Below are 18,664 nucleotides of genomic sequence, written 5' to 3' on the forward strand. Positions count from 1 at the left end.
ATGATATATAAAAGAGTAAAAGAAACGGAAAGGGGCTCTCCCCCTAAATTTAGTTTAAGCCTGTTCGGCCGGAGGGGCACGCAAAGAAATTACCCGTAAATGTGTTTCAGTTGTCACCGGTATACTCTCAGGTATCTCTACCGTAAACAGCACCGGCCGTTCGGGTGTAAAATCATATTGCACATGGGCTTCCAGCGAATGGAATGTGGCAAAATGGGCAATAACAACAATATTAGATGTAGAATGTGAGTGAGTACCTTTATAGGGGTGAGAGTGCGCAATCATTACACCGTTTACGTAATGCACATGGGTAAACATCGTAATGCTCACCTGGTACGTCACGAACAGCGTCAACAACAGAAACGATAATAGAACTCTTTTGATGTATCCCACCTATTGCACTCTTATTTTTAAGTCGGCAAAGATAGTTATTATTTTCATAAGTATCTACACATTTCTTCCAGATATTTCCGGTCGGTTTCATCAAAGAAATTCAGGAGATCACTGTCTATGTCCAACACTCCCCATACCCTACCTTCCTTTATCAGTGGAACCACAATTTCCGATCTGGAAAGCGAGCTGCAAGCAATATGTCCCGGGAAAGCTTCCACATCCGGAACCAACTGGGTTTTAGCTTCCTCCCAGGCCGTGCCGCAAACTCCTTTACCTTTTCGAATGCGCGTACAGGCCACCGGTCCCTGAAACGGTCCCAGTACCAGCCGGTCCTGCTTCACCAGATAAAAACCTACCCAGAAAAAATCGAAAGCTTCCTTCAAGACAGCAGCTACATTAGCCAAATTGGCAACCAGGTCCTCTTCCCCCTCTATCAGAGCCTTTACCTGAGGCAACAAAGAGAGATATTGTTCCTCTTTGCTGCCCGATATAAATGTAAGTTCTTCAGCCATATTCTATTATTTAGTTCCAAACAGATATTCATAATCCCTCTCTGCAGCGGGCTTCACCCACTCTTCGGGAATAAATTTCCACTGGTTCAGCGCACGGGGATTCAGTGTGCCTTTCTTTTCGATATACTGCATCAGATAAAAACGGAGATCTTTATCCGTTGAGAATATGATACGCTCTTTCAGCTTTTCTTGTGGAATTCCCGATCCCTTTGTCAGTAGTTCTCCACCGCCGTTGCCACGGTAAGAGTTCAGTGCTACCTTATATATATGATCCATTCGGAACGGAGCACCGTCTGCCATGCTGACGATGGTCACTTTCTCTCCTTTCGGTTTAGTCACATCCACTGTATAAATGATTCCGGCAGCCGAATCGAAGTTAAAGCTGAAATTCTGGAACGAGGCCCGGTCTTCGGCACCCGCCGTACGTTTCTCCTTCAACCACAGCAAATGATCTTCCGGCGACTTCATCTGATTCGTCCACATATAATAAGATTCTTCCAGGAAGTCTTTAATCTCTTTCCCTGACAGCTTCATCACATAAAGCATGTTTTCATACTTATACAGATTGAACATGTCGCTCACGTGAATATCTCCTTTCTTTATCTCAGCATCAAACGAGAGCGGAGCAGCAAACGAAATGTCTGCCCCCGAGATGTCGAGTTGCAGCGAATGGATAAAGTCGATAAATGCCGAAGAGCCGAAATAGGCCGGACGAGTAGACAGGTCTTCCGTAAACACACCGATTTTCTTCGAAACAAACTTCTCTACCGCACCATATTGCACTGCAAAATGTCTCATAAAGGCTTCACTTACACCATATTCTTTTGTATCCGTCAATACCCCGTCTATCTGTTTGCTCACCACTCTACCGTCTTTCAATTTCAGTGTCACATCAATGTCCGACACTACGATCCCGTTGCTTGCCGGATCAATCACCAGCACGGAGTCACCCGCAACGTTCACTATCTTTTTGCACTCCTTGGCATGGTCATGCCCCATCAGTACCATATCGAATCCCGGCACATTCTTCGCCACATTCAACGATGCATTCTCGTTATACTTACCCGACATCACAAAAGCATCCTGCCCTGCATGAAACAGCCCGATCACCAAATCCGGTTTTTCCTTCTCACGGATCACTTTCATCCACTTCCGTGCTGTCTCCTCCATATCGTCGAATCGCAACCCCTGCCACAGGTTCTCCGACAACCAAGCGGGAATAGCCGGCGTAATCATGCCCAATATCACAATTTTCACCCCGTCACGTTCCAACACTTGATAGGGAGGAAGATGGGTCTTGCCCGTAGCCGTTTCGATAATATTAGCCCCCAGCACCGGAAAGTTACACTCACCGATCCAACGGTCGAATACAGGGCGTCCCGTTTCTACATCATGATTTCCCATGTTTCCGGCATCGTATCCCATAAAGTTCATCATTTCGGCACAGACATGTGGTGTCACCGTATCTATATAATTATAGTAGTAAGCCGAAGGCTGTCCTTGCAGAATATCTCCGTTATCCAGCAAAATAAGGTTCTCTTTATAAACTTCCCGATTCTTCTGCACCAACGCATACACGCGTGCAAGGCTTCCGCCCCACTCTTGCTGAGTGATAAAATTATAAGGGAAGTAATTACCATGTACATCGCTGGTCTGCACAATCTTGAGTTTCACCTCTCTCTCTTGTGCCGGCAATACACATACCAGGCAAAGCAAGAAAGCATAAATACAAATCAATCTTTTCATCATAATAATGTTTTAAATTTGATTCACCACAGAGTCACACAGAGGCTCACTGAGAGGATTTAAATAGAGAATAAACTCTGTGTGACCCTGTGACAGTCTCTTTTTCTTACAACGGATGCGAAACTACAAACCTCGCCCCTCTTTCATAGTCAGGATCAATCCAGATACTGCCACCCCACTTATCTACTGTCAGCTTACAGATAGAGAGTCCCAGTCCGGTACCTTGAGCATATTCGTTCAGCTTCTCAAACCGTTCGAACACCTGCTTCTGTTTCTCTTTCGGAATGCCGCAGCCCGTATCCGCCACAGCAAACAATACCCGCTTCTTCTCCCTGTCTACTTCAAACTGCAATGTGATTGTACCGTTTTTGGTAAACTTCGCCGCATTCGTCAGCAAATTGATAAGCACCTGCTGCAAACGCTGAACATCTACCTGTAAAACAAAAGAGTCGATCTTGGTTTCAAAAACAAACCGGTTACCCGATTCCCGGCGCGACATCTCTACCGACGACAACGCCTGCCTGCATAGCTGAACCACGTCACAGTCTTCCGGAGTCAGCGTCACTTTATCTGCCTCCAACCTCGAAAGATCGAGTATATCATTAATCAGCCGTAACAACAAATCGGAGTTCGACTGGATAATTCTGAAATAATTCCGCTGATCCTCGTCCGAGCTTCCACCCGAAGCCAACACGTCCGAAAAGCCCACGATCGCGTTCAATGGTGTCCGTATCTCATGGCTCATATTAGCAAGGAAAGCACTTTTCAACCGATTCGATTCTTCCGCCCGGTCTTTCGCTTCATACAAATCCGCCTGCGAACGTTCCAAATCATCCTTCAGCCGTTTCGTCCGCAGATAGAAATAGATAGAAATCAGCAGTCCCATAACCAAGACACACAGAACGCCTACTCCACCCCAGATCTGATACCGGTATTGCCGATAGAAAGAAGGTGATTCGTTTACCAGCTTCACCGCCATAGGCAATGCAGCCACGTTTATCTTCTGTTCCTTCACTTTTTTACTATCCAGTAGTGCTTCCGTGCCTACCACTTCCACCCGTAGTGTCGTATCTCCGGGATTTTCCAACAACCGGACTGTTTCCGCCGCCAGCTCTTTACCAAATGTCCGGAAAGCAGGCACTACCCCTCCGACAGCCCAATAACCCAGTCCGATGGAAGTAGCTGTAAATGTCGGTATGTCCGGAATCGCTTCCATCATCGAATACGTGGCATTCCTCATAAAATAGCCTTCGTTCTTGTCCACCCTCCACGTGCCTATTAGTACAGCCGTATGTTTCGGCAGTTTCCGAAGTTCGTCCACAATGGTATAAATGGTGTGTTCGCGCCCGTCCAGCAGAATCAGGTTCAGTTCAGGAAACTGTTTCATCTCCCTCCGCACATGCGCCTGCAAAGTGACACCCCCATAAGTATTGTCCGATATAAAAGCGATATTCTTTGTATCCGGATAGATAGCCCGGATCATGCGGATGTTCGATGCAATGTCATATTCGTACATAAATCCGCCACGTACCTGCCGTTTCAGATTATCTTCATAAAAATCGGATGATTCCGGCATCCAGTGTACCAAATCTTTTTCATCATCCGGAAGTAGTACCACATTCCGGCTGGTCAGTGCGCACAACACGGGCACTTCCCCTGTCACCGAATCGTTCAGTGACAAATAAGAGGCCCATGCCTCCTGTCCGAACAGAATAATCAACGCCGGCTCCTGATTCCCCCGGTATTTATCTAAAATGTCTCTCATCACCCCTTTCCAGCGAGGAAAATCAGAGAAGCTCTTACAGTTCATATTTTCAATGACCACTCCCCTTTTACCCCCCAGCCTATCATATTCATCCATAAAGTCGGAAACATTGGCCGAAGTTGGATACGCTCCCGGATTGTACGAACAGGTCATAAGGATTGGTTTCTCTCCGGTAGCGGCATATCCCGTCAAGGGACGGCAACAGCTAATAACTATCAGGAGCAGAAAAAGAGTATATTTAAATGATACCGGCATATTCATCTGTTTTAGAGTGTGTGTATCCGTTTTTTAATAGCGCAAAGTTACTACAAAAAAGTGAAATGCGGAAAGATATAGTGATAGAATTGAGTTACAAGGGTTTTAGTTGAAGTGGCGAAAATTCGTGAAGCCATTACAATCCCTGCCAAAGCCAAATCCTGACGCCGCAACGTTACTTGTTCGTAACCATGCCCGAAAATGCGACAAACGGGTACGGATGACGAAACAAGACGCTAAGGAATAGTGAGTTACCGACAACTCACGCGAAAAATTTGCTTACGGAAAAAGATTGCGCCGTTCCTCCCCGTTTTGCGTACCGACACCGGACTCTTCACCAACTAATTTTGAAACCAAAAAAATTAAGGACGATGAAGAGTACATTTTCAGTAATCTACTACCTCAAGCGTCAGGTAGTGAAAAAAGACGGGACAGTTCCCGTCATGGGACGCATCACGGTGGACGGCAGCCAGACGCAGTTCAGCTGCAAGCTGACTGTCGATCCGAAACTGTGGGACACCAAAGGGGGACGTGTCACGGGCAGAAGCACGGCGGCACTCGAAGCGAACCGTATGCTTGACAAAATGCGGGTACGCATCAACAGACACTATCAGGAAATCATGGAGCGTGACAACTTCGTCACGGCGGAAAAGGTGAAAAACGCCTTTCTCGGACTGGAACACCGCTATCACACGCTGATGCAGGTGTTCCGCCAGCACAACGAGGACTATGAGAAACAGGTGGAGGCAGGCATGAAAGCCAAAGGCACACTGGAAAAGTACCGTATCGTTTACAAGCACCTGCAAGAGTTCCTCGACATCCGCTACCATGTGAAGGACATCGCCCTGAAAGAGCTTACCCCGGCTTTCATCTCCGACTTCGAGATGTTCCTGCGCACGGACAAGCACTGTTGCACCAATACCGTCTGGTTGTACGTCTGCCCGCTACGGACGATGGTATTCATCGCCATCAACAACGAGTGGCTGACGCGCGACCCGTTCCGCGAGTATGAAATCAAGAAGGAGGAAACGACACGCAGTTTCCTTACCAAAGAGGAAATCCGCCTGCTGATGGAGGGCAAACTGAAAAACGCCAAACAGGAACTGTACCGTGACCTCTACCTGTTCTGCGCTTTCACCGGATTGTCATTCTCGGATATGCGCAACCTCACGGAAGAGAATATCCGCACCTATTTCGATGAACACGAGTGGATAAACATCAACCGCCAGAAAACGGGCGTGGTGTCCAACATCCGCCTGCTTGACATCGCCAACCGCATAATCGGCAAATACCGTGGACTGTGCGAGAACGGCAGGATATTTCCCGTCCCGCATTACAACACGTGCCTTGCCGGTATCCGTGCCGTCGCCAAGCGTTGCGGCATCACCAAGCATATCACGTGGCATCAGAGCCGCCACACGGCGGCCACAACGGTATTTCTCTCCAACGGCGTACCCATCGAAACGGTCAGTTCTATGCTCGGACACAAGAGCATAAAGACAACGCAGATTTACGCGAAGATAACCAAAGAAAAACTCAATCAAGACATGGAGATCCTTGCGGCAAGGTTGAACGGCATTGAGGAATTTGCAGGTTGTACCATCTAAAAAAGAGAAGCCATGAAGCGTGACATAATCATCATAGAGGACAAGGCGGTCAGCGTAACCGGTAACGAAGTGTGGATGACCGCCACCGAAATCGCCGGACTGTTCCATACGACCGTCCCGGCAGTGAACGCTGCCATCAAAGCAGTCCGCAAGTCGGACGTGCTTAACGACTACGAGTTGTGTCGCTACATGCAGCTTGAAAACGGGCTGTACGCGGACGTGTACGCGCTTGAAATCATCATCCCGGTCGCTTTCCGGCTGAACACCTACAACACCCACCTGTTCCGCACATGGCTGGTGGGAAAGGCACTCTCAAAAGATAACCGGCAGGCATACGTGATGTTCATTCAGAACGGAAAGGTCGGGTACTGTTAAAAACAGATTCCCCATAAGACAAGTAAACGGGCAGCACCACAAAAGGTGTCGCCCGTTTACTTTTTCATGCAACCGCCTCACTCCAGCGGCTTGCGGTAGTTCGCTTCCAGCACCTCGCGCAGCCCCGTTTCCGGGTAAAGCACCTTCCCTCCCAAAAGGATAAAAGGCAACACGCGGTTGTTGCGGTATTCCTGCAAGGTGCGTCGGCTCACACGGAGCAGTTCCGCCACCTCGCCGTCCGTCAGGTAACGCTCCCCGTCCAGCGGAGGACGGTAACTTTCCAGAAATGCGGACAGCCATTTAGAGCCTTTGCGCATATCCTGCATCACAGAGGCTATCGGCTCGTCTTCCATCGTAAAAACATCGTTGGTCTCGTTCATCATAACTTCGGATTCAGTGGGTGAATAAATCAAATCATCTGCCATGCGGATAGAGCGTGCCGACAAGCGGTATCAGCCGCTTCACCTCCTCCGGCTTGTAATAGAACCTGCGGTTTATCTGCGAGTAGCCGATAAGCCGCCTGTCGCGCAGCGTCTGCAACGTGCGCGGGCTTATTCTCAACTGCCCGCAGACCTCCTCGCCCGTGAGCCATCTTTCCATGCGCCCCGTGTCGCTTTTGCGCCTCAGGGCGGCGACCTTCTCCGAGAGTGCGCCGAATGCCGCCACCATCATCTCGAAAGTCTTTTTCTCGATAGATACTATTTCCATATTCATGCAATTACCGGTTTGCCCGCAAAGGTAACGATGCAGCCCTTAACACGTACCGTTTTCCGCTGAAAGGCTGCCTGTTGCGCCGTTTGACCGGGTTATGGAGCCATCTTCCGTAAAAATCTTACGTGAGTCACGTAGTGAGTTGTTAAAGCCCCTTTTGTTTATTGCCGAATTTTGCCGCAGAAACAAAAAGAAAGGACTGAATATGAAAGTGATAACGATGGAAAGTTCCGTCTTCCGGTCATTGACGGAACAGATAGCGGAGATTGCGGCACACGTCCGTGCCGCCTCCGGCGACAAGAAAGCGGCATCGTCCGACAGGTTGCTCACCACACGCGAGGCGGCGCAGCTGCTTAACGTGAGTACCCGCACCCTCCAGCGTATGCGCAGCGAGCAACGCATCGTCTATGTCGTGCTTCGCGGTAAATGCCGCTACCGGCAGTCTGAAATCGACCGCCTGCTTGATGAGTGTACCGTCAACGAGGACGCCGCGACACCGCAGGAGCTGAAACGCAACCACACGCTACGAACGGGAGGCACACCCAAAGGAAGGAGGACATAGCTATGGAACTGCTCACACGAAACATCTTCGAGGGCTGGATGCAGAAGCTGATGGAACGGCTCGACCGTCAGGACGAACTGCTGCTGGCAATAAAGACGGAGGAACGACAGCCCGCCCTCACGGAAAGCATCCACCTTTTCGACAATCAGGACCTGTGCATGCTGCTCCAGATAAGCAAGCGCACACTGCAACGCTACCGCAGCGTCGGTGCATTGCCCTACAAGACACTGGGCAAGAAAACCTATTACAGCGAGGAGGATGTGCTGACATTCCTTTCCAACCATATCAAGGACTTCAAAAAAGAAGATATAGCCTTCTACAAGGCTCGTATCCATAATTTCTTTCATAAATAACCCATTAAAACATTTTTAGATGGCAAAGAAAAAAGACGAAAAGGACGTGCTGGTAGTCCGTGACGAGAAGACGGGCGAGATTAGCGTGGTAGCCGGGCTGAACGCAGACGGTACACCTAAACGCACCCCCGCGAAAGCGGAGAACGCGCAGAGTTTCCTGCAATTCGACCGACATGGCGACGTGCTGGACAACTTCTTCAAGAACTTCTTCCGGCAGTGCAAGGAACCCAGCCGCTTCGGTTTCTACCGCATCGCGGCGGACCAAGTGGATTCCATGCTGGGCGTGATGAAAGACCTGCTCCAGCATCCGTACCAGAACAAACAAATCCTCGCACCGCACAAAATCGACACCTTCCCCTATCAACAGCAGGTGATGGAAGAGCAAGCTGCGCAACAGACAGAGAAACAAGAACCTCAAAAACAGGAGAACATGGAACAACAGAAAGAACAGCAACAGGACAATTCCGAACAGACGCAGGGCAAACGGGGCTACCGGCCCATCGACGAGAGTAAAATCAACTGGCAGGAACTGGAGGACAGATGGGGCGTGAAGCGTGACGACCTTGAAAAGTCCGGTGACCTTACGAAGATGCTCCACTACGGCAAGTCCGACTTGGTGAAGGTCAAACCGACCTTCGGCGGCGAATCGTTCGAGCTGGACGCCCGCCTCTCCTTCAAGAAGGACGGCGAGGGGAATGTCAGCCTCGTGCCGCACTTCATCCGCAAGGAGCAGAAGTTAGATGAGTACAAGGAACACAAATTCTCCGACAATGACCGGAAGAACCTCCGCGAAACGGGCAACCTCGGCAGGGTCGTGGACATTGTGGACAGGGAAACGGGCGAAATCATCCCCTCCTACATCAGCATCGACCGCAAGACGAATGAAATCACGGACATTCCGGCGAGCAAGGTGCGCATCCCGGAGCGCATCGGCAAGACGGAAATCACCGCGCAGGAACGGGACATGCTCCGCGCCGGACTGCCCGTGCGCGACAAGCTCATCGAGCGCAACGATGGCAGGAAGTTCGTCACCACCCTGCAAGTGAACGTGGAGCAGCGCGGCGTGGAGTTCGTGCCGGGAACCGGCAAGTCACCCCGTACCGCACAGACGCAGGAAACCAAAGGCGACACCTCGAAAAATCAGGCGCAAGGCGGGGAAAATGCCGACCAGACCAAGAAGGAGCAACGCCGCAACACGTGGACGAACGAGGACGGCAGCATCCGCCCCATCAGCAAATGGAGCGGCGTGAACTTCACCGAACAGCAGAAAGCCGACTATGTGGCGGGCAAGGCCGTGAAGCTGGAGAACGTGACCGACAAGCAGGGCTTCCATGCCACGATGTATATCAAGTTCAACCCGGAGAAGGGACGCCCATACCGCTACGACACGAACCCCGATGTCGGGCAGCAGGTCGCCCCGTCCAACGAGAGCCGCACGCAGGTGGCGGTGAACAACGAGGGCAAGACCAACGAGGCGACAAAGAACCTGAAAGAGCCTTTGCAGAAAGGTCAGACAGCCCCGAGGACCGCCCGCCAGCAACAGCAGCAGGACAAACCGAAGAAAACGGGCAAGGGCATGAAAATGTAATCCCGTGTCCGCCACTGAATCCAAAATAAAATCCAAAGTATCAACAACAAAAGCAAGAAAACATGAAGACAATCATTGCAGAAAAGCCCTCCGTGGCACGTGAAATCGCCCGCATCGTGGGCGCGACAAAAAGAGAGGAAGGATATTTCGAAGGAGGCGGCTATGCCGTGACATGGGCATTCGGACACCTCGTCCAGCTTGCCATGCCTGACGGCTACGGCGTGCGCGGATTCGTCCGTGACAACCTCCCGATTATCCCCGACACCTTCACGCTCGTCCCCCGTCAGGTCAGGACAGAGAAGGGCTACAAGCCCGACAGCGGCGTGGTGTCGCAGATAAAAGTCATCAAAAGACTGTTCGATGCAAGCGAACAAATCATCGTGGCGACCGATGCCGGACGCGAGGGTGAACTTATCTTCCGCTACCTCTACCACTACACGGGCAGTACCACTCCTTTCGTGCGCCTGTGGATAAGCTCGCTCACCGACAAGGCTATCCGCGAGGGATTGCGCAACCTCGAAGACGGCGGCAAGTATGACAACCTATACCTCGCCGCCAAAGCGCGAAGCGAATCCGACTGGCTCGTGGGCATCAACGGCACGCAGGCACTCTCCATCGCCGCCGGACACGGCACGTATTCCGTCGGACGGGTGCAGACACCCACGCTGGCGATGGTGTGTGAACGCTACTGGGAGAACCGCCGTTTCACGCCCGAAGCCTTCTGGCAGCTCCATATCGCAACGGACGGTTGCGACGGCAAGGTCGTGAAATTCTCATCCTCTGAAAAATGGAAGTCGAAAGAACCGGCAACGGAGCTATATAATAAGGTAAAGGCGACAGGCTTCGCAACGGTAACGAAAGCCGAGCGCAAGGAGAAAACGGAGGATACCCCGTTGCTGTACGACCTGACCACGCTCCAGAAAGAAGCCAACGCCAAGCACGGCTTCACGGCGGAACAGACGCTTGAAATCGCGCAGAAGCTCTACGAGAAGAAGTTGATAACCTATCCGAGAACGGGAAGCCGCTACATCCCCGAAGACGTGTTCGCTGAAATCCCCAAGCTGCTCGCCTTTATCGGCACGCAGCCCGAATGGAAAGACAAGGTGCGGGCAAAAGCCATCCCGACACGCCGCAGCGTGGATGACGGCAAGGTAACAGACCACCATGCCCTGCTCGTCACGGGAGAGAAACCGCTCTTCCTCTCCAAAGAGGACAGCACCATTTATCAGATGATTGCCGGACGCATGATAGAGGCATTCTCCGAAAAATGCGTCAAGGACGTGACTGCTGTCATGGCGGAATGTGCCGGAGTGGAGTTTACCGTGAAAGGCAGCGTCATCAGGCAAGCCGGATGGCGTGCCGTCTATGGCGAGGAAAACAAGGATGAAACCACTATCCCCGGCTGGCAGGAAGGCGACACGCTGACACTGAAAGCCTCTTCCATCACAGAAGGGAAGACCAAGCCCAAGCCGCTACATACCGAAGCCACCCTGCTGTCCGCAATGGAAACGGCGGGCAAGGAAATCGAGGATGACGCACTGCGGCAGGCGATGAAGGACTGCGGCATCGGTACTCCCGCCACACGCGCCTCCATCATCGAAACGCTCTTCAAGCGCGGTTACATGGAACGCTGCAAGAAATCGCTTGTCCCCACTGAAAAGGGGCTTGCACTCAATTCCGTGGTGAAGACGATGCGCATCGCCGATGTCGCCATGACAGGCGAATGGGAGAAGGAACTTGCACGCATCGAGCGTGGGGAGCTGTCCGCCGATACCTTCCGCAAAAAGATAGAGGCGTACACGCGGGAGATTACCTCCGAACTGCTCTCATGCGACAAACTCTTCGGCAGCCGCGATTCCGGTTGCGCGTGTCCCAAGTGCGGCACGGGCAGGATGCGGTTCTACGGCAAGGTGGTACGCTGCGACAACACGGAGTGCGGGCTTCTCGTGTTCCGGCTGAAAGCGGAACGCACCCTGTCCGACGATGAAATAAAAGACCTGCTCACTGACGGGCACACCAAGCTGCTCAAAGGCTTCAAGAGCAAGCAGGGCAAGAACTTCGATGCCATAGTCGCCTTTGACGGGGATTATAACACGACGTTCGTGTTCCCGGAAAAGAAATGCAAGTCTTCCTATCCGAAAAAAAGGAAATAATCACTAACTTTTGATAAGTTAGGCTGCATCTCAACAATAGAAACAAACAAGTTTTTTTCGTATTGTCTTCGATTTGCACTAACTTTGCCACTTGTTCAGAGTAATGAATTGTTCTTCAATACCGGATTACACTCATACTTTGGATTTAGTGGTGGCACTCGGAGGGATACCGAGTGCCTTTTTCTTCCTTTTTTCAACCGATTATCCCGTTAAATATCAATCCACTAAACTCCAAAGTAATGAACAACAAGAAGAAAAACGAGGGTCAGGCCGACTTTTCCTATTACGGTCTGTACCTGCTGGACTATCTCCGCACGAACAAGTTTGAACAGGCTGATGACACTGCTTTCATACGGGAACGCGCCGACCGTGCCGCCGAAACGTATGAAAAGGCTCGGCTCGAAGGCTATCCCGCCGACGGTGCGCAGGAACTGGCTATGGACACGCTGCTGCGCGGGCTGCGTTATTCCCGTTACGACATCCTCCGCGAAGTCGTGGAGAACGAGTTTTCCGATGAAGTGCCGGAAGAGAAGCGTGAAGCCTTTATCCATAAACTCCTGCCGCTTGTCGGCAACGTGTTCTCCGTCTATGACCTCTCGGACGACAACTTCGCCCTGTCTTCCGATTACGACCTGCTCTACACGGAGCTGACGGGGGCAACCGTCCTTTACTTAGACGAATATGGCGTTTAACCGCAAACAGAAACTGCGGGACAACATCGAGGCGATACGGACGGCATTCATCCTTGACAGGGAACAGAGAACGGCGACAACCGAAGAGCGTGCCATACTCCAAAGGTACTGCGGTTTCGGCGGTCTGAAATGTATCCTCAACCCTGCGAAGGAACTGACGGATGCCGTCCGGTGGGCGAAATCCGACCTCGAACTGTTCGCCCCGACGGTGGAGCTGCACAGGCTTATCCGTGAGAACAGCAATGACGAAACGGAGTACAAGCGGTTTGTGGATTCGCTGAAAGCGTCCGTGCTGACCGCTTTCTACACCCCCAAAGAGATAACCGACACCCTTGCGGACGTGCTGGCGGATTACAGCGTCCGTCCCACCCGTATGCTCGAACCGTCGGCAGGTGTCGGCGTGTTCGTGGATTCCGTGCTACGGCACAGCCCCGGTGCGGACGTGATGGCTTTCGAGAAGGATCTGCTCACGGGTACAATCCTGCGGCATCTCTATCCCGACAAGAAAACGCGCACCTGCGGTTTTGAGAAAATCGAAAGACCGTTCAACAATTATTTCGACTTGGCGATGTCCAACATTCCGTTCGGTGACATTGCCGTGTTCGACGCGGAATTTGAAAAGAGTGGGTCCTTCGGCAGACGATCGGCACAGAAAGCCATCCACAACTATTTCTTTCTCAAAGGACTGGATGCCGTGCGTAACGGCGGTATCGTGGCGTTCATCACCTCGCAAGGGGTATTGAACAGCAGCAAGACCTCCGTGCGTAACGAGCTGTTCAGTCAGGCTAATCTGGTATCTGCGATACGCCTGCCCAACAACCTGTTCACGGACAACGCGGGGACAGAAGTGGGCAGTGACCTGATTGTCCTGCAAAAGAACCTCAGCAAGAAGGAAATGTCGCAGGACGAGCGGCTGATGACCGTGATACAGACGGACACGAAAACCGACCTGACCGACAACGCCTATTTCATCCACCACCCGGAACGCATCGTGCATACGACGGCGAAACTTGACACAGACCCCTACGGGAAACCCGCTATGGTCTATCTGCACGAGGGCAAGACCGCAGGCATAGCCGGGGACTTGCGCCGTATGCTTGACGAGGATTTCCATTACAGGCTCGCCATGCGCCTGTATTCGGGAACAATCCGGCAGGCGGGAACGGAAGAGAGGGTTGCCGTACAAAAGGAAATGGAGCGTCCTGCCATAAAATTGGAAACGGTACCTCCGGCACAAGCGGTGGAAACTCCGACGGAGAAACCGCAATCCGCAGAGGAAAAGCCGGAGATAGAACCTCGTCCGAAATATTCCGCCGGAGTGCAGCTCACGTTGCTCGACCTCTGGGGCATGACGGAAGAGGTCAGCCAGCCTAAAACCGCCAAAAAGAAAAAAACGGCGAAAAAGGAAAGCCCGGCAAGGCGCGTTACGCCCAAGTCGCAGGTGCAGACCACACAGAATGTTACGGCTGTGCCGACGGCTTCCACCCCTAAGAATGTTACGGAAAACAAAGAGGCGAAAGCGGACAGTGCCGCCAAGCCTGCCGACCCGGACGACATCTATGCAAAGCTGGACTGGGAAACCAATCCTCCCATCAACGGCTTCTACGAGATGATGATGGGACTCACGCCGGAGCGCAGGAAGGAACTTCGGGAGCTGGCAAGGCAGCATAATGAGAAACAGGAAAACAGAACGGTTGCGACGGTCACGCCGGAAGTACCACGTGAACACCCCCGGCAGGAGAAAACACAGCCGGAGGTTGCCGCCACACCTGCCGCTACCGCTGCTCCACCGGAAGCGGTGGCGACTTCCCTTTTTCCCGACATCGAACCGGAAAAGCCGAAGGAGGAAGTCGTGGACCTTACGCCGCGTGCCTACCACCGCACGCCGGAGATGCACCTGCGCGAAGGGTCGTTAGTGACAGATTGGGGACGTCATAACATCGGCTATCTGAAGGACATCACACCATACGGGGCTACATTCCAGCCGCTCGACCTGAAAGGCTACCAGAAGGAGAAGGCGTTACAGTATGTTTTACTCCGTGACGCCTACGAGCGGCTGTACCGCTATGAATCGAACCTGCACGAAGCAAATGTCCAGTGGCGTGAGCATCTGAACACCTGTTACGATGAGTTCGTCATGCGTTACGGCAACCTCAACGCCAAGCAGAACGTGAAGCTGGTGATGATGGACGCGGGCGGGCGTGACATCCTTTCGCTGGAACGGGTGAAGAACGGAAAGTTTGTCAAGGCGGACATCTTCGAGCGTCCCGTTTCCTTCGCGGTGGAGAGCCATGCCAACGTAGGCTCTCCTGAAGAAGCACTGTCCGCGTCGCTCAACAAGTTCGGCACGGTCGATCTCGACTATATGCGGGAGATAACCGACAGCACGGCGGAGGAGTTGCTCACAGCCCTGCAAGGACGTATCTATTACAATCCGCTCGTGACCGGTTACGAGATCAAAGACCGTTTCATAGCCGGAAACGTGATAGAGAAGGCGGAACGCATAGAGGCTTGGATTGGTGACAATCCCGAAAATGAGCGTATGCCTGAAGTGAAACAGGCGTTGGAAGCCTTGAAAGACGCCGAACCGCCGCGCATCGCCTTCGAAGACCTTGATTTCAACTTCGGGGAACGATGGATTCCGACGGGTGTCTATGCCGCCTACATGAGCCGTCTGTTCGACACGGAGGTGAAAATCGCCTACTCCGCAAGCATGGACGAGTTTTCGGTGGCGTGCAGCCACAAGAACTTCAAGATATGGGACGAGTTCTGCGTGAAGGGCTATTACCGCAGTTATGACGGTATGCACCTCCTGAAACATGCCCTGCACAACACCTGCCCCGACATGATGAAGTCCATCGGCAAGGACGAGCATGGCAACGACATCAAGGTGCGCGACAGCGAGGGAATACAACTCGCCAACGCCAAGATTGACGAGATACGAAACGGTTTCTCCGAATGGCTCGAAGAGCAGTCGCCGCAGTTCAAGGAACGGCTGACGACGATGTATAACCGCAAGTTCAACTGTTTCGTACGCCCGAAGTATGACGGCTCGCACCAGACTTTCCCCGACCTCAATCTGAAAGGGCTGGCAAGCCGGGGCATCAGGAGCGTCTATCCCTCGCAGATGGATTGCGTCTGGATGCTCAAGCAGAACGGCGGCGGAATTTGCGACCACGAGGTTGGAACCGGCAAGACGCTGATAATGTGTATTGCAGCGCATGAAATGAAACGTCTGAACCTGGCGCACAAGCCGATGATTATCGGGTTGAAAGCCAATGTCGCGGAGATTGCTGCCACCTATCAGGCGGCATATCCCAATGCGCGTATTCTGTACGCTTCGGAAAAGGACTTTTCGACCGCCAACCGCGTGCGTTTCTTCAACAACATCAAGAACAACGACTACGATTGTGTCATCATGTCGCACGACCAGTTCGGCAAAATACCGCAGTCGCCGGAGTTGCAGCAACGCATCCTGCAAGCGGAACTTGACACGGTGGAGGAAAACCTCGAAGTGCTGCGCCAGCAGGGAAAGAACGTGTCGCGGGCGATGCTGAAAGGTCTGGAGAAGCGCAAGCACAACCTTGAAGCGAAGCTGGAGAAGGTGGAACACGCCATAAAGTCACGCACGGACGACGTGGTGGATTTCAAACAGATGGGCATCGACCACATCTTCATTGATGAATCGCACCAGTTCAAAAACTTGACGTTCAACACGCGCCATGACCGTGTGGCGGGGCTGGGAAACAGCGAGGGAAGCCAGAAGGCACTTAACATGCTCTTTGCCATACGCACCATACAGGAGCGCACAGGAAAAGACTTGGGTGCGACCTTCCTCTCCGGCACGACTATCAGCAACTCACTGACTGAATTGTACCTGCTGTTCAAGTACCTGCGCCCGAAGGAGCTGGAACGGCAGGACATAAGGTGTTTTGACGCTTGGGCGGCGATATTTGCCAAGAAGACGACGGATTTTGAATTTAACGTGACGAACAATGTGGTCCAGAAGGAGCGTTTCCGCTACTTCATCAAAGTGCCGGAGCTTGCCGCCTTCTATAATGAAATCACGGACTACCGCACGGCGGAGGATGTGGGCGTTGACCGCCCTGCCAAGAACGAGATACTGCACCACATACCGCCAACGCCGGAACAGGAGGACTTCATACAGAAACTGATGCAGTTCGCAAAGACTGGCGATGCCACCCTGTTGGGCAGACTGCCGCTTTCGGAAACGGAGGAAAAGGCGAAGATGCTTATCGCCACGGACTATGCCCGCAAGATGGCACTCGACATGCGTATGATAGACCCGAATTATGAAGACCACCCCGACAACAAGGCGAGTCACTGTGCCAAGATGATTGCGGAGTATTACCAAAAATACGACGCGCAGAAGGGAACGCAGTTCGTATTCTCTGATTTGGGGACATACCAGCCGGGAGACGGGTGGAACGTCTATTCGGAAATCAAGCGCAAGTTGACGGAGGACTACGGCATACCGCCAAGCGAGGTGCGCTTCATTCAGGAGTGCAAGACCGACAAGGCTCGGAAGGCGGTGATAGACGCCATGAATGCCGGAACGGTGCGTGTGCTGTTCGGCTCCACCTCCATGCTCGGAACGGGTGTGAACGCACAGAAACGGTGTGTGGCTATCCATCACCTTGATACACCGTGGCGACCGTCCGACCTGCAACAGCGTGACGGACGCGGAGTTAGAGCCGGAAACGAAATTGCCAAGCATTTCGCCGGGAACAACGTGGACGTAATAATCTACGCGGTGGAGAAGTCACTGGACAGCTACAAGTTCAACCTCCTGCATTGCAAGCAGACTTTCATCAGCCAGCTTAAAAGCGGTGCGATGGGTGCACGTACCATCGACGAGGGGGCTATGGACGAAAAATCGGGCATGAACTTCTCGGAGTACATGGCGTTGCTATCCGGCAACACCGACCTGCTGGACAAGGCGAAACTGGAAAAACGTATCGCCTCGCTCGAAGGGGAACGCAAGTCTTTCAACAAGGGCAGGCGTGATTCGGAGTTCAAGCTGGAGTCAAAGACAGCCGAGTTGCGTAACAACACGGCTGTCATAGATGCCATGACGGAGGACTGGAACCGCTTCCTTTCGGTGGCGCAGACCGACAGGGAGGGCAACCGCCTTAATATAATAAAGGTGGACGGTGTGGATTCCACCGATGAGAAGGTTATCGGAAAGCGTTTGCAGGAGATAGCGAAAAACGCCACTACGGGCGGGCTTTACACACAGGTCGGAGAACTTTACGGTTTTCCGATAAAGGTGGTGAGCGAGAGGATACTCAAAGAGGGATTGGAGTTTACCGACAACCGCTTCGTGGTAGAGGGGAACTACAAGTACACCTATAACAACGGACATCTGGCAATGGCTGACCCGTTGGCCGCCGCCCGCAATTTCCTCAACGCTTTGGAGCGCATCCCCTCCATCATCGACCAGTACAAGACTAAGAATGAAGTGCTGGAACGTGAGATACCGCAGTTGCAGGAGATAGCGGGCAAGGTGTGGAAGAAGGAGGAAGAACTGAAACAATTGAAGTCTGAACTTGCCGCACTTGACCGAAAAATACAACTGGAACTTGCGCCGCCCACGCCCGAAGTCGCCGAAAAGGAGAACGAAGGGCAACAGGTCAAGCCGGAAGCGGAAGATGTGCGGAACAGGCAGGCGCAATATTCCGAAAATGCACCGCCGCAGATACGCAATCCATCGGAAAGTATTATCCCCAATCACACCATAACTGGGCATCCGGGGCTGTATGCCAAGGAGGAAACCCGGTTCAAAGGATTGAAAATATAACCTTAGGAATTTTATCTGAAGTATTAATAGGGGCTATCCCAAAAGGTCTAAAAGTAAATTTTATCCTCTCTGCAAGTATCTGTAGGATGGTAACTGCATTTTTTCTTTTTGGGCAGCCCTTATTAAAATTT

Annotated in this window: 14 protein-coding genes; 8 read left to right on the forward strand and 6 right to left on the reverse strand. The window is 52.2% G+C overall.

Features of this window, described 5'->3' with window-relative positions:
* Positions 1-54 precede the first annotated feature (54 nt).
* The 4 genes from KO473_RS01910 to KO473_RS01925 all read right to left on the reverse strand — a co-directional run bounded on the left by KO473_RS01910 (position 55) and on the right by KO473_RS01925 (position 4,671).
* Complete coding sequence (locus KO473_RS01910; protein WP_005776578.1) at positions 55-393, reverse strand: hypothetical protein; 339 nt, start codon at positions 391-393, stop codon at positions 55-57.
* Positions 394-437: 44 nt separating this feature from the next.
* On the reverse strand, positions 438-905 hold the full coding sequence (locus KO473_RS01915) for a GAF domain-containing protein (RefSeq protein ID WP_005776577.1): 468 nt from the start codon (positions 903-905) through the stop codon (positions 438-440).
* A gap of 6 nt (positions 906-911) precedes the next feature.
* Positions 912-2,651 (reverse strand): bifunctional UDP-sugar hydrolase/5'-nucleotidase, encoded by a 1,740-nt coding sequence (locus KO473_RS01920; RefSeq protein WP_005819618.1) that lies wholly within the window; start codon positions 2,649-2,651, stop codon positions 912-914.
* Positions 2,652-2,757: 106 nt separating this feature from the next.
* Positions 2,758-4,671 carry a HAMP domain-containing sensor histidine kinase gene (locus KO473_RS01925; RefSeq protein ID WP_216035076.1) on the reverse strand — a complete coding sequence of 638 codons (1,914 nt, stop codon included), beginning with the start codon at positions 4,669-4,671 and terminating at the stop codon, positions 2,758-2,760.
* 371 nt (positions 4,672-5,042) lie between these two features.
* Here KO473_RS01925 and KO473_RS01930 point away from each other — a divergent pair, with 371 nt between their 5' ends.
* Positions 5,043-6,278 carry a site-specific integrase gene (locus KO473_RS01930; RefSeq protein ID WP_005861712.1) on the forward strand — a complete coding sequence of 412 codons (1,236 nt, stop codon included), beginning with the start codon at positions 5,043-5,045 and terminating at the stop codon, positions 6,276-6,278.
* 12 nt (positions 6,279-6,290) lie between these two features.
* A complete protein-coding gene (locus KO473_RS01935; protein WP_005861710.1) occupies positions 6,291-6,653 on the forward strand; it encodes a hypothetical protein in 363 nt (120 codons plus the stop codon).
* A 77-nt stretch (positions 6,654-6,730) separates the two neighbouring features.
* Here KO473_RS01935 and KO473_RS01940 read toward each other — a convergent pair whose 3' ends face one another.
* Together KO473_RS01940 and KO473_RS01945 are read right to left on the reverse strand one after the other, a co-directional pair.
* Complete coding sequence (locus KO473_RS01940) at positions 6,731-7,036, reverse strand: helix-turn-helix domain-containing protein (protein WP_005861708.1); 306 nt, start codon at positions 7,034-7,036, stop codon at positions 6,731-6,733.
* A gap of 31 nt (positions 7,037-7,067) precedes the next feature.
* The gene (locus KO473_RS01945; protein WP_004291426.1) at positions 7,068-7,367 is read right to left on the reverse strand and encodes a helix-turn-helix domain-containing protein; all 300 of its coding nucleotides are present in this window, start codon (positions 7,365-7,367) and stop codon (positions 7,068-7,070) included.
* 202 nt (positions 7,368-7,569) lie between these two features.
* On the opposite strand from KO473_RS01945, the gene KO473_RS01950 reads away from it, so the two are divergent.
* From KO473_RS01950 to KO473_RS01975, 6 genes are all read left to right on the forward strand, one after another.
* Positions 7,570-7,926: a helix-turn-helix domain-containing protein gene (locus KO473_RS01950; RefSeq protein ID WP_005861705.1), complete on the forward strand. Its 357-nt coding sequence runs from the start codon at positions 7,570-7,572 to the stop codon at positions 7,924-7,926.
* A gap of 2 nt (positions 7,927-7,928) precedes the next feature.
* Positions 7,929-8,279: a helix-turn-helix domain-containing protein gene (locus tag KO473_RS01955; RefSeq protein ID WP_005861703.1), complete on the forward strand. Its 351-nt coding sequence runs from the start codon at positions 7,929-7,931 to the stop codon at positions 8,277-8,279.
* A gap of 19 nt (positions 8,280-8,298) precedes the next feature.
* Positions 8,299-9,867, forward strand: a complete 1,569-nt coding sequence (locus KO473_RS01960; protein ID WP_216035077.1) for a DUF3945 domain-containing protein — start codon at positions 8,299-8,301, stop codon at positions 9,865-9,867.
* A 62-nt stretch (positions 9,868-9,929) separates the two neighbouring features.
* Positions 9,930-12,020 (forward strand): type IA DNA topoisomerase, encoded by a 2,091-nt coding sequence (gene topB / locus KO473_RS01965; RefSeq protein ID WP_216035078.1) that lies wholly within the window; start codon positions 9,930-9,932, stop codon positions 12,018-12,020.
* A 239-nt stretch (positions 12,021-12,259) separates the two neighbouring features.
* Positions 12,260-12,712 (forward strand): DUF1896 domain-containing protein, encoded by a 453-nt coding sequence (locus tag KO473_RS01970; RefSeq protein WP_009292480.1) that lies wholly within the window; start codon positions 12,260-12,262, stop codon positions 12,710-12,712.
* Positions 12,702-18,533 carry an N-6 DNA methylase gene (locus KO473_RS01975; RefSeq protein ID WP_009017938.1) on the forward strand — a complete coding sequence of 1,944 codons (5,832 nt, stop codon included), beginning with the start codon at positions 12,702-12,704 and terminating at the stop codon, positions 18,531-18,533. The genes KO473_RS01970 and KO473_RS01975 overlap by 11 nt, the downstream gene beginning before the upstream one ends.
* Positions 18,534-18,664: the final 131 nt, after the last annotated feature.

It is taken from the genome of Bacteroides sp. HF-4919 (assembly GCF_018860125.1).

Bases quoted from the DNA above. Each gene is read 5' to 3' on its own strand.
- KO473_RS01955 (WP_005861703.1), top strand. From the start codon at position 7,929: ATGGAACTGCTCACACGAAACATCTTCGAGGGCTGGATGCAGAAGCTG.
- KO473_RS01935 (WP_005861710.1), top strand. From the start codon at position 6,291: ATGAAGCGTGACATAATCATCATAGAGGACAAGGCGGTCAGCGTAACC.
- KO473_RS01960 (WP_216035077.1), top strand. From the start codon at position 8,299: ATGGCAAAGAAAAAAGACGAAAAGGACGTGCTGGTAGTCCGTGACGAG.
- KO473_RS01915 (WP_005776577.1), bottom strand. From the start codon at position 905: ATGGCTGAAGAACTTACATTTATATCGGGCAGCAAAGAGGAACAATAT.
- KO473_RS01945 (WP_004291426.1), bottom strand. From the start codon at position 7,367: ATGAATATGGAAATAGTATCTATCGAGAAAAAGACTTTCGAGATGATG.
- KO473_RS01950 (WP_005861705.1), top strand. From the start codon at position 7,570: ATGAAAGTGATAACGATGGAAAGTTCCGTCTTCCGGTCATTGACGGAA.
- KO473_RS01930 (WP_005861712.1), top strand. From the start codon at position 5,043: ATGAAGAGTACATTTTCAGTAATCTACTACCTCAAGCGTCAGGTAGTG.
- KO473_RS01925 (WP_216035076.1), bottom strand. From the start codon at position 4,671: ATGCCGGTATCATTTAAATATACTCTTTTTCTGCTCCTGATAGTTATT.
- KO473_RS01970 (WP_009292480.1), top strand. From the start codon at position 12,260: ATGAACAACAAGAAGAAAAACGAGGGTCAGGCCGACTTTTCCTATTAC.
- KO473_RS01975 (WP_009017938.1), top strand. From the start codon at position 12,702: ATGGCGTTTAACCGCAAACAGAAACTGCGGGACAACATCGAGGCGATA.
- KO473_RS01920 (WP_005819618.1), bottom strand. From the start codon at position 2,651: ATGAAAAGATTGATTTGTATTTATGCTTTCTTGCTTTGCCTGGTATGT.
- KO473_RS01940 (WP_005861708.1), bottom strand. From the start codon at position 7,036: ATGATGAACGAGACCAACGATGTTTTTACGATGGAAGACGAGCCGATA.
- topB (WP_216035078.1), top strand. From the start codon at position 9,930: ATGAAGACAATCATTGCAGAAAAGCCCTCCGTGGCACGTGAAATCGCC.